The organism is Roseateles oligotrophus (genome assembly GCF_014204525.1).
In the GTDB taxonomy this organism is placed as follows: Bacteria; Pseudomonadota; Gammaproteobacteria; order Burkholderiales; family Burkholderiaceae_C; genus Paucibacter_A; species Paucibacter_A oligotrophus_A.
This window is the reverse complement of sequence record NZ_JACHLP010000007.1, coordinates 282,871-295,071: the sequence shown is the minus strand read 5'-3', so window position 1 is coordinate 295,071 and position 12,201 is coordinate 282,871. Positions and strand designations below refer to the sequence as shown.

Here is a 12,201-nt window from a genome sequence, read left to right as displayed (position 1 = left end):
TCCCAACGACGCTGCCGTTCGCCGGAGCATGCCAATGACGAAGCTCACTTTCGGCCGCGTGTCTCGTCAAAGTCTGCGCGGAGAAAGCAATGGGCAAACTCGAGCTTTCGCAGGTCCAGATCGCGAATCTGAACATGCTCATCTTGATTGCGGAATGTGCCAAGCACGATAACGCAATCGCATGCAGCCGCTTCGGACTCGATGCCGACCAGGCCGAGTTTCTCGCCTCGCTCGACCTTCAGGACATTCTGAGCCTCGTCACGCACCTCGGTGACGAGTGTCTCTTCCCCCCGCGTGCCGACCTCGTCCAGGTTCTGGCCTGGCCGCCTCAACTCGCTGGCGCGCTGTTGATGGTTCATCCTGCCCAGGCCGCCCGTCCGGTTCGTCCCGCTTGCCCAGTAGATGGGAGTGCATTGCCATGAAGAGCGAACGCAATCTTCTCCATGCGCAACGACACATCCATGCCCTTGCCGTGGCCACCGAATGCGCCGAGCTCGGCGCACGGATCCGGACCATCCAGCTGCTCACGGGCCTTTCGGCAGGCCAACTGCACCAGTTATTCCGCCATCCCCTCGGCGGACCGCGCCGCGGCCGCCATCCCGATTCCCGCGAGTGGTACCACAACGCGAACCTGCTGTGCCGAACCGAGGCCTCAATCATCGTCGTCCTCTTCCGCCGGCTGGCTTCCCGCGGCATCGACCCGCCGCTCGCCCTGCTCGGCGCCTATCGGCACTACCTCAATTTCTGCAAGAAGCAGCCCCGGATCAGCTTCGATCGCGCCTTCGACCTCGTGGCCCACACCACCGGGCGCTGGTTCGTGACCGCAAGGAGCTTCTCGATCTTCACCTGCCCGACCTGCAAGAGCGAGTACCTGACCAGCCTGAGCCTAGCGCCACTCACCAACCACGAATGCCCGTTCTGCAAGCTGCTCAATCGCCACACCAAGGATCCACGCATCCAGGCTGCCTATCCCAGGCAAACGCTTCAACGCGACATCCAGATGTTCTGGATCAGCGCATGCTGGAGCGAAAGACTCGCTCCGCACCCGCCGTCGAATTCGCCTTGATCCGGGGCCAATTCCAGCTGGACGGGTCGGGCGCCGACACGCACGATGCGCCCATCGATCCGGATCAGGTACCGCGAGATGGGTGTCGCCACAAACAGTTCGCCGCCTGGGGCACAGGCGCTTTCGACCGAGTTTCGCTATCCCTCGGTCGACCCGGGCATTCCTGACCTCGACGTGGACGCCCTGCTCGCGGCGCACCAGGAACTCATCGACCGGATCAAGCTGTGCTTCGGCATGGATCGCGCCAGCTTCGACCAGACGATCCTCCCCCTGCTGCGCCGGTATGCCGCCTACGTGCATCTGCTCCCCTGCACGGCGGACAACTACTTCAATGAGCCTGGCGGCCTTCTGCGCATCGGCCTCGAAACCGCCTTCTTCGCGCTGCAAGGCACCGATGCCCACATCTTTTCCGGGCGGGCGACGATCACCGAGCGTCGCAACCTCGAACCGCGCTGGCGCCTGGCCACCTTTGTCGGCGGATTGTGTTGCGAGTTGCACCGCCCACTGAGCCATGTCATCGTCACCGACGAAGCCGGCAACGAATGGGCTCCCTACCTTCGGCCCTTGACCGGCTGGCTCCGTCACCACCAGATCAAGCGCTATTTCCTGAAGTGGCGCCCCAACGCCGTAGAAAGCCGCTCGCTGGGCCTCTTCGCCTTGCCGCACGTGGTATCCGCGGAAACCCTGCAGGATCTCGCCACGGGAAACACCCAGATCGTCCCGCACCTGCTCGCGGCGGTTGCCGGCACCCCGATCTACCGCGACCACAACGTGCTGGAATCCCTGGTCCGCCGCGCCCTGGCGCTGGTGATCGATCGTTTCCTTCTGGCCAGCGCCGAACGCTATGGCAAGCCCCAACTGGGGTCGCACCTGGAACGCTATCTCGTCGATGCGCTGCGGCGCCTGGCGGCTTCCAATCCCGGCTGGACCCCGAACGCGGAGAAGTCTCGTGTCTGGCATGGCCCGGACGGGATGTTCATGGTGTGGCCCGGCAGTGCCGACGATATTCGCAAGCTGCTCGAAGCCGACCAGCTTCCCGGCATTCCCAAGGCGCCCGAAACCATCCTCGAAGTTCTGCTCACGGCCGGTGTGCTGACCGCACAGGAAGATGGGAAGGCAACCTGGCTCATCCATCCGCCAGGCAACAAGCCCGCGCTGGAGGCCGTCAAGCTCAGCGCCCCGGCGATGCTCTTCACGGAGTCGGACAAACTGCCGGAAGCCTTCACCAATCCGCTGCTGACGCCACCGACGGCGGATGCGGCAGCCGTTGCGCCGGCCGTCTCGACCAAGCCAGCGCTTCTGACCACACCAAGCGCCGATGACAGCGCCAAAGGAAGCAGCAGGAAGCGCCGGCGTGCCAGCCCGCCATCGATCTCTCAAGTTCCCGAAGCGCCCTCCCCGCAACATCCCCAGCAACTGGCCCTGCTCGACCCGCCGCCTGCCGCACCAGCGGACGAAGCACCCACGCCCACGCCGATCACCCCTCGCCCAGACGAGCCACAGCAAGCCAGGCTGCTCGCGCCCCTTCGCCTCCCTGTCACAGTCCGCGATGCGCTGGCGGCAATCGTTGCAACGCTGTCGGAACCCGAAGCCGAGTGGGCGGCAAAGCCTACCGACGACGGACTGTTCGTTCCTCTGGCTGCGCTGACTGCACGCAAAGTAGCCCCGCCTGCCGCGACGCGCTCCCTGAGCGAGGTCGGTATGCTCGCGGAGCCGTCGCCGATCTCCCGGCATTTCCAGGGACAGGAGGTTGTCGGCGTCCTGATCGACAAACGGCACGTGATCGGCCTGCCGAGTCAGCAGAAGGAAGCTGTCTGACATGCTGGCGCGCGCATACGAGATGCCTTGGCGCCGGGCCTACGAGGCCTACGCCAGTGCCATGTGGCTGCTGGCCGTATTCGCCACGGTCACGATGGCCGTGCGAGCCCAAGCGCCCATCAGGATCGCGATGCCGCTGGCCGCCGCATGCCTGCTCATGGCCGTATGGCGAGCGGCCCAGGCCGCCCACATCATGGTGCTGCGCGCCGCCTTGAGCGGCCGTGCCATGCAGGTCATCGGCCCGGCCGAGCAGGAACGCCTGACTCGGAACCCGGACCAAGTGTTCCTGGGCTTCGGCTTCGACTGGCAACCCCTGCACTCGCAGCGCCTGTACGAACTCGCCAAGATCGACTACCGCAGCTATACGGCATCCCCCGCGCTCCTCAACCTATTGGGATACCAAGTCACTCCCCAGCCGGACTCCGAGATCGGCCTGCCCTACATCCACGGCGTCGAGCCCCGCGAGCGCCCGCTCTACCGGCCGCTGCAGAACTTCGAGGGGGGAACGCTCCTGGTGGGCACCACACAGGCGGGCAAGGGCGTCGCATTATCCAATCTTGTCACCCAAGCCGTCCGTCGCGGCGACGTCGTCATCGTCATCGACCCGAAGAACAGCCGTCGGCTCAAGCGTGCCGCCATTCGCGCCTGTGAGCGCTATCGGGAGGCCGACACCTTCCTGGAATTCCACCCCGCCTTTCCCGAGACTGGGGTGAGACTCGACTTCGCCTTCAACTGGCAGAAGCCGACTGAACTCGCCTCGCGAATCCAGTCCATCCTTCCGCCGGATACAGCCGGGGCCTTCGGTGCCTTCTCGTGGGACGCGGTCAACGTCGTGGTGCAGGGTCTCGTGGACCTCGAAGAACGTCCGAGCCTGGCCAAGCTGACCCGCTATATCGAAGGCGGCATCGAGCCGGTCCTCGAACAGTCCCTGCGGCGCTTCTACGGCGCGGAGTTCCGCGACGGTTGGCGCGAGCACCCCGAGATGAAGCGCCTGCTCCACGAGGCGCACCGCGGCAACCTGAAGCGCCCTTCGGAAGCGGCCAGCGCCGACCTCATGGCCTTCGTCGCCTTCTACGAGCATCACGTTCCCCAGAGCCAGCGCAGCAAGGTCATCGATTCCCAGGTCCGGGTCTTCCGGCACAACCGGGAGCACTACCAGAAGATCACGGCCAACCTGCTGCCCATCCTCTCGATGCTGACCTCCGGCGATCTGGGCCGCAGCCTGAGCCCCGATCCGTTCGACCCGGCGGACAAGCGGGCCATCATGAACTTCGAGAAGATCGAGCGCGCCGGGCATGTCTTGTACATGTGCCTGGACTCCCTGCCCGACCCCTCGGTCGCCTCCGCCATTGGCGCTCTGGCCCTCGCCGACCTCGCCGCCCGCGCCGGCATGCGCTACAACCTGGGCGGGTACCGGCGGATCTCGCTGTTCGTCGACGAGGTCAGCAACGTCATCAACCAGCCCTTGATCGAGATCCTCAACAAGGGGGCCGAGGGCGGCATCTACACCACCTGCGCCATGCAGACGCTGGCCGACCTGGCCAAGCGTCTGGGCAGCGAGGACGCCGCCCGCATGGCCCTGGGCAACCTCAACAACCTGATCGCGCTCCGTTCCAAGGATCGGCCGACACAGGACTTCGTGGTCGAAACCTTCGGCAAAACCGCGATCCATACGCTGCGGGTGGGCCTGAGCCATGGTGCGGACGCTCATCTGGGCGATTTCTCCGCCAGTCACTCCACACAGCTCACGGAGAGCTTCGAGGAAATGATCCCTGCCGATGTCCTGGGCAAGCTGCCGAATCTGCAGTACTTCGCATCGGTATCGGGCGGGCGCATCATCAAGGGACGCTTCCCGATCCTCGACACCGAAACACCGTTCCCGAAGCCGCGCCATCGGGTTGCAGCATGATCCGCATCATCGCTGTCGCGGCCCTGACCCTGCTGCTGGTCTTCGTGCTGTATCTGCCGGCCGCGAATCCTCCCGAGCGCTTCCTGAACCAGATCCACAGCGAACACGAGCTCAACGCGGCAACGTGGAGCGAGGCGCGCGCAGTGCTCATCCTTGAGCGCGCGCTCTCGATGAACCAGGCCCTGAGCGCCGCCAGCCCGGTACCAACCTCGGCACAAGCGCCCGGCACGGACCGCATGGCCGAAGCCGTCGCTCAGGAAATGGCTCGGGTCAATCAGCGCTTCTTTGGCAACACCTACTTCCGCTCGATCGATGCCCAGCTGCTACTTGCGACCTACCGGCTCGCTGCGCTGATCGAGTGGCTGCCGTTGCAGGCATTCGTCATCATTGCCACCGCGATCGACGGCTTCGTCGTCCGCATTCTGCGTGCCAAGCAGTTCAAGCCGCACGATCCGGAGTGGTTCGCCCTCCACGCCAGCGCCTTCGTTCTGATGGCGTGTGCAAGCATCGTCGCGGCCGTAACCCCGATCACCATTGCCCCTGCGCTGCTGGCCATGCTGCCGGTTTCCTGCGCCTTCTTCCTGAGCAGGGTGGTGGCTAATTTCCATCGCCATGGCTGATCGGCTCGACCCCGCATGAACGGAGGGCATGAACTTGCCCCTGAGGCGTCGAGCCCGTTACAATAAGAATAATTCTTATTCAATACACTTCCCTGATCCCGAAAGCTGTGCGGGCAAACCATCGCGCGGCGTGATGACTTGCCTGTGAGCGCCCTGGACCCAACGCTTTCTCCCTCCGTGGAGACCCTCTACTGCGACCACCATGACTGGTTGCAGGGGTGGTTGCGCCGCCGCCTGGGCAATGCCGCGGATGCCGCCGACCTCGCGCACGACGCCTTCCTGCGCTTGTTGGTGACGCCCCGGCGCTTTGACGGTCCGCCCGAGGCGCGCCTCTACCTGCGCACCATGGCCAATGGTCTGTGCGTCGATCTCTGGCGTCGCCGTCAGGTCGAAGCGGCCTGGCTTGAAGCGCTGGCCGCCCAGCCCGAATCGTTCGCTCCTTCGTCCGAGCAGCAGGCCATCGTCCTGCAAACCCTGCAGGACATCGACGCCATGCTGCAAAGCCTCTCATCCAAGGCCGCTCGGGCCTTCGTGCTGGCGGTGGGTTGCGAGATGACCGACAAGGAGGTTGCGGCAGAGTTGGATGTTTCCACCCGCATGGTGCGCAAGTATGTGGCACAGGCGATGCTGCTGTGCATGCAGATGGAGGCGCATGACAATGTCCGCAGCTGAACTGCCCCTCCCTCCAGCGCCCAAGGCAGCCTCGAGTGACGCCACGCACCGGGCCATGCAGGAAGCGGCCGAATGGTTCGCGCTGCTGCGCTCTGGAGAAGCCGGCCACACTGATCGCACGGCCTGGGAATCCTGGCTGGCAGCCAGCGAAGCCCACCGCGCGGCCTGGGCCTGTGTCGAACAGGTCGGCCGCCGCTTCGAGCCCATCCAGAGCAGCGTCGACCCGCGTTCCACCGTCGAAGTGCTGCAAACCGCGCGGCACCATGCGCTCCGGCGCCGCGTCCTGCTGGGCTTGGCCACTTGTGGTGGCACCGGGCTGCTGAGCTGGGCTGTATGGCGCCATACGCCGCTGCCCGCCATGGCCATGGCCTGGGCGGCCGACCACCACACCGGCGTGGGCGACGTGCGCGAAGTCTCCCTCCCCGACGGCACCCGCGTGTGGCTGGGCTCTGCCAGCGCATTCAACGAGGACTACCAGCCCAGCCTGCGCCGCCTGCGCTTGGTGACGGGTGACATCTTCATCGAGACGGCAGCCGATGCCCGCCGGGGCTTCGTGGTCGACACCCCTAACGGACGCCTGCGCGCCCTGGGCACGCGCTTCAATGTGCGGCTGGAAGACGACGGGCAGACCTTTGTCGCGGTCTATGAAGGCGCAGTCGAGGTGCGCACCGCCACCAGCGGCACCACCCGAGTCCTCCGGGCCAGCGAGCAGACCCGCTTCAGCGGCAGCGGTGTCGAGCCCCCCGCACTGGCCGACCCCGCCCGCGAATCATGGACCCAAGGCCTGCTGATCGCCCAGGACATGCCCCTGGCCCAGGTCGCGGCCGAACTGGCGCGCTACCGCCGCGGCCACCTGGCCGTCGCCCCCGAGGTCGCCGACCTGCGCGTGTTCGGCAGCTTTCCGCTGAACGACACAGACCGGGCGCTGGTCATGCTCGCCACGGTGCTCCCCGTCCAGGTGCGGCACACACTGCCCTGGTGGAGCAGCATTGAGCCCAAGGGCAAGGGAGCGGCTCCATCACCATGAGCTTCAGCACCACAGGATCACCCGAGGCCGCCGCGCTCCAGCAGCAAATAGCCGGCCTCTACTGCGACCACCACGGTTGGCTGCACGGCTGGCTGCGCAAGAAACTGGGCTGCACCCACCGCGCTGCCGATCTGGCGCACGACACCTTCGTGCGGCTGCTCACCTCCCGAATTCCGGCCCGGCTGGACGAGCCCCGGGCCTACCTGACCACCGTGGCCCGGCATGTGCTGCTTAACCACCAGCGACGCCAGCGGCTTGAGCTGGCCTGGGCAGCCGAACTGGCCCAGGTGCCGCAGGAGTTTGCGCCCTCTGCGGAAGAGCGGGCCATGGCGCTGGAAACCCTGCTGGCCATCGATGCCTTGCTCGACGGCCTGTCGGCCAAGGCGCGACGGGCCTTTCTGCTCAGCCAGCTCGACGGTCTGACCTACGCCGAGATCGCCGCCGAGATCGGCGTCTCCGTCAGTCGCGTGCGGCAGTACATGGCCGAAGCACTCACGCGCTGCTATGCCGCGCTCTGAGGTTCGGGTGGGCGACCTTGGCGCCGATCCGGGCGCAATACCAACCGCCGACCGCTCCGTGCCGAATGCGCCCGACCCACTTCCCGAGCAAGACGCTCCCTCCAACCCTACAGACCCCATCGCCGCCCGCGCCATCGCCTGGGCGGTCCAACTGCGCTCCGGCGAAGCCAGCGCGGCCGACCACGCTGCCTTTGACGCCTGGCGCCGAGCCGATCCACGGCACGAAGCCGCCGCCGCGCGCATGGAGCGTGCACTCGGCCGCCTGAACGAACTGCCACAAGGGCTGCCACCCCGCCAAGCCATGCGCCGCAGCCTGCTGGCACAAGCCGGGCGGCGCAGCGCCCTGCGCAACACACTGGGGCTGGTACTGGCCGGCGTGGGTGGCGGCCTGCTGTGGTCCCACGGGCAGCGGCCCCTGTCCGCGCTGGCCGCCGATTTTTCTACCGGCACAGGCGAACGCCGCGTCTTCGCCCTGGCCGACGGCAGCCGCCTGTGGCTCAACGCCCGCAGCGTGGTGGACCAGTCCTTCGACGGCACCGCCCGCCGCCTGCACCTGCGCAGCGGGGAACTGATCGTCGAAGTGGCCAAAGAGTCCCAAGAGGCTGGCGGTGGACGCCCCTTCATCGTGCACACCGCGCAAGGCCACATCCAGGCCCTGGGCACGCGCTTCCTGGTGCGGCAGGACGACGGCAGCAGCCTGGTGGCCGTGCTGCACTCGGCGGTACGCATCGAGCCCTTGCAGGGCCAAGCGCTGACGCTGGCCCAGGGCCACAGCGCCCGCCTGACCGCGCAGGGCGTGGCGCAAGAGGCCTTGGCTCCCCAAGCCGCCAGCGCTTGGGAAGACGGCTTCGTCGAGGTTCACGACCGCCCGCTGCAAGACGTGGTGGATGCGCTGCGCCCCTACCACCCCGGTGTGCTGCGCGTCTCGCCCCAGGCCGCCCGCCTGCGCGTGACGGGCAGCTTTCCGCTGGACGACAGCGAGCGCACCCTGGCCGCGCTCGCCCGGGCGCTCCCGATCACAGTGCATCGGCGCACCGGCTGGTGGGTGAGTATCGACCTGCGCTGAACTTTTTTCGCGCAGCCCCCTGTCACTTTTCTCCGCTCGCGGTTCAAGGCTGATGAAGACATCGCTTCCAGCCATCCCACCGTTCTTTCGGAGAAACCGCATGCACCGTCAACACGCCCGACCCGCCGCGCTGCACCCGCTGGCGTTGGCCGTACTGCTCGCCCTGGGCGGCACCCTGGCCCACACACCGGCCCGCGCGCAATCCGCCGCCAGCGCGCAGACCACCGCCTACGACCTGCCGGCCGGCCCGCTCGACGCCACGCTCACCGGCATCGCCCGCCGCGCCGGCCGCATCATCGTCATCGACCCCGCACTGGTCAGCGGGCGCACGGCGGGCCCGGTGCGCGGCAACCTGACACTGGAGCAAGCCTTCGCCCAGGCCCTGGCCGGCAGCGGGCTAGAGATCGCGCCCGGCGGCGATGGCGGCTACACGCTGAAGAAGGCACCGCCAGCGCCGACCAAGCCCGAGGCGGCGGCGCCGCGCAAGGAATCGGTGCTGCCGGTGGTGACGGTGAGGGCGGGAGCCGAACTTGAGACGGCGACGGGGCCGGTGCAGGGCTACGCCGCCAAGCGCAGCGCCACCGCGACAAAGACCGATACGCCCATCACCGAAGTCCCGCAGTCCGTTTCCGTGATCGGGCGCGAGGAGATCGATGCCAAGGGCATGCGAGAGGTCCTCGACACCCTCAACTACACGCCAGGAGTCTTCACCCGGACCTATGGACGTGATGACCGTGGCTACGAATTCCTGACCCTGAGAGGCTTTGACAGTTCGACCCACGACTACCTGGATGGGTTGGCGCAATTGGGTTTTGTCGATATCGGCCAGATGACCGAGGTCTACGGCATGGAGCGCATCGAAGTGTTGCGTGGTCCGTCCTCGGCCACCTTTGGGCAGGGTGATGTCGGCGGTATCGTCAACCGCGTCAGCAAGCGGCCATCATTGAACGAACCAATCCGGGAGGCCCAGGTGCAGCTTGGCAACTTCAAGCACCGGCAATTGGCCATAGACTATGGTGACCGGATTGGAGACGATCTCGCGTTCCGCCTGGTTGGGTTGACGAGAAGCAACGACGATCAGGCGAAGTATCCGGGAGGTGAGAGGGCCGAAACCAAGCGCCAGTACTTCGCCCCCTCTCTGTTGTGGCAACCCTCAGCAGCCACGTCGCTGACCTTGCTCGCATCCACGCTTCAACATGAGGCTGGCGACGATGTCGGTTATGTGGCTGACGCGAACAGGCAACCAACCAACGTTCGCGAAGGTGATCCGCGCTACAGCCGCATCGTCCACAAGGCATGGACCCTCGGGTACGAGTTCCGCCACGACTTCAGCGACAACTTGGGCTTCCGGCAGAAATTCCGCTACGCGGACCGCGAGACAGACAAGCACCACATAAGGTCGTCGCTGCAGGCCGACGGGCGGACGTTCACGCGGACTGCGGTTCACGGATTTGGCGATCTCAAGCAAACTTCGCTTGACAGTTTTCTTGAGGGCCGGCTCCAGACCGGCGATGTAGCGCACAGGCTGATTGCCGGCGTGGACTGGACCCGTGTACGCGCCAAAGAACAATACCTGACGGGAAGCGCCCCGGATCTGGACCTGCTAAACCCGGTATACCTGCCAATTCCCGCCCCCAACACCCCCGGCGGCGTCTACGGCCCAAACAAGCTCCGTAGCGTGGGCTTGTACGTACAGGATCAGGCCAAGTTCGCGGACCGATGGCTGCTCACACTATCGGGCAGGCACGACACGGCGAAGGGGGAGGACAGTTCGTCCTCTCGGGGCGGCACTCAAAGTAGCACGCACAAAGCCTGGACTGGTCGTGCAGCGTTGACTTGGCTTGCCCCGGGCGGCTGGGCGCCTTATGTCAGCTACGGCACCTCGTTCCAGCCGGCGTTCGGAGCATTTGATGCGCTGGATGCGAAGCCCACCGAAGGCAAACAGTGGGAAGCGGGTGTCAAGTATCAGCCCAAGAGCGGTGACCTGTTGTTGACCGCTGCGGTATTCGACCTGGAGAAAACGAACATCACGGTGACCAACCCGCTCAGCGGCATCAGCGAGCAAGTGGGTGCCGTGCGCTCGCGCGGCCTTGAATTGGAAGCCAAGGGCAAGCTGATGCCCGACCTCTTCGCTACAGCCTCTTTCACCTACAACGACATCAAAGGCCGCAAAGGCGACACCTGGTATGTGGAGCAAGGGAAGACGCCGATTCAGGCCCCCAAACAGATGGCATCGCTGTGGCTTGACTACACGTTTCGCGATAGCGGCCTGCACGGTCTGAACATTGGTGCAGGCGCACGGTACGTTGGTAAGCGATGGGACGATGCAGCCAACACCAAATCGCAACCTGGCTTCACTCTGTTCGATGCAAGCCTGCGTTACGACCTGGACAGCCATTGGCGTCTTGCGCTGAACGCAACCAACCTGTTCAACAAGCGCTATTACACGAGCAATGCCTTCGATGGCTGGTATCGTGGCGAGGAACGCACCGTCACCGCAACAGCGACTTATCGGTGGTAGCAGGTCGTAAATGGGCACGGAATTGTGAGAGATGACCGCGATCTGATTGGCGCAGCGCTGACATCTGTTGCAAGGCGAAGAAGTAATGGTTGCATGGGGTGCCAGTCGTTCCGCACGTAGTCCCGCAGCAAGTAGTGGCGGGACTACGCCTGCACTCCGGTCGCCATCCAGTCCTCCCAATGCAGCCCGGGCGTACCCTCGAAGTGACGCACGTTGTGCGTCACCAGTGTCAGCTTGTCGGCGACGGCTTGGGCAGCGATCTGGGTGTCGATGTCGCCTCGCGGTGTGCCGTTGCGCTTGCTGTGGGCCTTGATGGCGCCAAAGCAATCGGCGGCATCACCCGTCCAGGGCAGGTGCGGCAGCCGCTGCAGAAAGGCGTCCACCAGGACGCGGCGCGGATCGTCGGCGGCCATCAGCGCTTGGCCGTAGCGCAACTCGGCGCGGGTCAGCACCGAAACGGCGCAGGCGTGGGCGCGCAGCGCGTCGCCTACCCGCTGCTCGAGCACTGGCGAGACGCGGCGCAAATAGTAGCTGACGATGTTAGTGTCCAGCAGGTAGCGAAGCTCGCTCACTTCGCGGCCTCGGCAGTCCAGTCCGCGAAGGGGTCGTCGGCCGGAGCGTCGTCGCGTGGCGGGATGAACTCAGGACTGTGGCGCGGCGCGGCTTCCAGCAGGCTGAAAAAGGCCTGCAGTTCATCAGCCCCAGGTTTGGGCTGGAGCGTTATTTCGCCGGTAGCTTCGTTGCGCGTGACCCAGACCTCGGTGGCATCCATCCGGAAGGCCTTGGGCAGGCGCACAGCCTGGCTGTTGCCTGTCGTGAACAGTTTGGCGGTGGCGTGCATGGTCTGGCCTCGGCGAGATGTATATACGAAATCATAGCTACGGGATGGCAAATCGACAAGCGTGAAGCGCCTCGACCACTCGCGTTGCACCTCCCTGACGCAACACGATAAAATGCGAACAATTCCCAATTACAAACTCACCA

The 12,201-nt window shown here is 65.5% G+C and carries 12 protein-coding genes; 10 read left to right on the top strand and 2 right to left on the bottom strand.

All coding sequences use genetic code 11. The features are described 5' to 3' along the window. Positions 1–89 precede the first annotated feature (89 nt). From HNP55_RS18285 to HNP55_RS18240, 10 genes are all read left to right on the top strand, one after another. Positions 90–422: a flagellar transcriptional regulator FlhD gene (locus tag HNP55_RS18285; protein WP_184302623.1), complete on the top strand. Its 333-nt coding sequence runs from the start codon at positions 90–92 to the stop codon at positions 420–422. Beyond that, entirely contained in the window at positions 419–1,066 is a 648-nt protein-coding gene (locus tag HNP55_RS18280) for a FlhC family transcriptional regulator (RefSeq protein WP_184302621.1), read from the top strand. The genes HNP55_RS18285 and HNP55_RS18280 overlap by 4 nt, the downstream gene beginning before the upstream one ends. 78 nt (positions 1,067–1,144) lie before the next feature. After that, positions 1,145–2,884 carry a MobH family relaxase gene (mobH, locus tag HNP55_RS18275; protein ID WP_184302619.1) on the top strand — a complete coding sequence of 580 codons (1,740 nt, stop codon included), beginning with the start codon at positions 1,145–1,147 and terminating at the stop codon, positions 2,882–2,884. Between the two features lies 1 nt (position 2,885). After that, positions 2,886–4,793 (top strand): conjugative transfer system coupling protein TraD, encoded by a 1,908-nt coding sequence (gene traD, locus HNP55_RS18270; RefSeq protein ID WP_184302617.1) that lies wholly within the window; start codon positions 2,886–2,888, stop codon positions 4,791–4,793. Next, the gene (locus HNP55_RS18265) at positions 4,790–5,413 is read left to right on the top strand and encodes a DUF4400 domain-containing protein (protein ID WP_184302615.1); all 624 of its coding nucleotides are present in this window, start codon (positions 4,790–4,792) and stop codon (positions 5,411–5,413) included. Before traD ends, HNP55_RS18265 begins: the two co-directional genes overlap by 4 nt. A gap of 177 nt (positions 5,414–5,590) precedes the next feature. Further along, entirely contained in the window at positions 5,591–6,085 is a 495-nt protein-coding gene (locus tag HNP55_RS18260) for a sigma-70 family RNA polymerase sigma factor (protein ID WP_184302613.1), read from the top strand. Then, a complete protein-coding gene (locus HNP55_RS18255; RefSeq protein ID WP_184302610.1) occupies positions 6,072–7,112 on the top strand; it encodes a FecR family protein in 1,041 nt (346 codons plus the stop codon). The genes HNP55_RS18260 and HNP55_RS18255 overlap by 14 nt, the downstream gene beginning before the upstream one ends. Beyond that, positions 7,109–7,630, top strand: coding sequence for a sigma-70 family RNA polymerase sigma factor (locus HNP55_RS18250; protein WP_184302607.1), 522 nt, complete (start codon positions 7,109–7,111; stop codon positions 7,628–7,630). The genes HNP55_RS18255 and HNP55_RS18250 overlap by 4 nt, the downstream gene beginning before the upstream one ends. A gap of 58 nt (positions 7,631–7,688) precedes the next feature. Next, a complete protein-coding gene (locus tag HNP55_RS18245) occupies positions 7,689–8,696 on the top strand; it encodes a FecR family protein (protein WP_348648731.1) in 1,008 nt (335 codons plus the stop codon). 100 nt (positions 8,697–8,796) lie between these two features. Next, the gene (locus HNP55_RS18240; RefSeq protein ID WP_184302603.1) at positions 8,797–11,217 is read left to right on the top strand and encodes a TonB-dependent siderophore receptor; all 2,421 of its coding nucleotides are present in this window, start codon (positions 8,797–8,799) and stop codon (positions 11,215–11,217) included. Positions 11,218–11,360: 143 nt separating this feature from the next. Here HNP55_RS18240 and HNP55_RS18235 read toward each other — a convergent pair whose 3' ends face one another. Together HNP55_RS18235 and HNP55_RS18230 are read right to left on the bottom strand one after the other, a co-directional pair. Further along, complete coding sequence (locus tag HNP55_RS18235) at positions 11,361–11,789, bottom strand: PIN domain-containing protein (protein ID WP_184302600.1); 429 nt, start codon at positions 11,787–11,789, stop codon at positions 11,361–11,363. Next, positions 11,786–12,058, bottom strand: a complete 273-nt coding sequence (locus HNP55_RS18230) for an antitoxin (protein WP_055397084.1) — start codon at positions 12,056–12,058, stop codon at positions 11,786–11,788. Before HNP55_RS18230 ends, HNP55_RS18235 begins: the two co-directional genes overlap by 4 nt. Positions 12,059–12,201 lie beyond the last annotated feature (143 nt).

Coding starts and splice junctions, on each gene's coding strand:
- mobH (WP_184302619.1), top strand. CDS start 1,145: ATGGGTGTCGCCACAAACAGTTCGCCGCCTGGGGCACAGGCGCTTTCG.
- HNP55_RS18255 (WP_184302610.1), top strand. CDS start 6,072: ATGTCCGCAGCTGAACTGCCCCTCCCTCCAGCGCCCAAGGCAGCCTCG.
- traD (WP_184302617.1), top strand. CDS start 2,886: ATGCTGGCGCGCGCATACGAGATGCCTTGGCGCCGGGCCTACGAGGCC.
- HNP55_RS18230 (WP_055397084.1), bottom strand. CDS start 12,058: ATGCACGCCACCGCCAAACTGTTCACGACAGGCAACAGCCAGGCTGTG.
- HNP55_RS18280 (WP_184302621.1), top strand. CDS start 419: ATGAAGAGCGAACGCAATCTTCTCCATGCGCAACGACACATCCATGCC.
- HNP55_RS18265 (WP_184302615.1), top strand. CDS start 4,790: ATGATCCGCATCATCGCTGTCGCGGCCCTGACCCTGCTGCTGGTCTTC.
- HNP55_RS18285 (WP_184302623.1), top strand. CDS start 90: ATGGGCAAACTCGAGCTTTCGCAGGTCCAGATCGCGAATCTGAACATG.
- HNP55_RS18250 (WP_184302607.1), top strand. CDS start 7,109: ATGAGCTTCAGCACCACAGGATCACCCGAGGCCGCCGCGCTCCAGCAG.
- HNP55_RS18240 (WP_184302603.1), top strand. CDS start 8,797: ATGCACCGTCAACACGCCCGACCCGCCGCGCTGCACCCGCTGGCGTTG.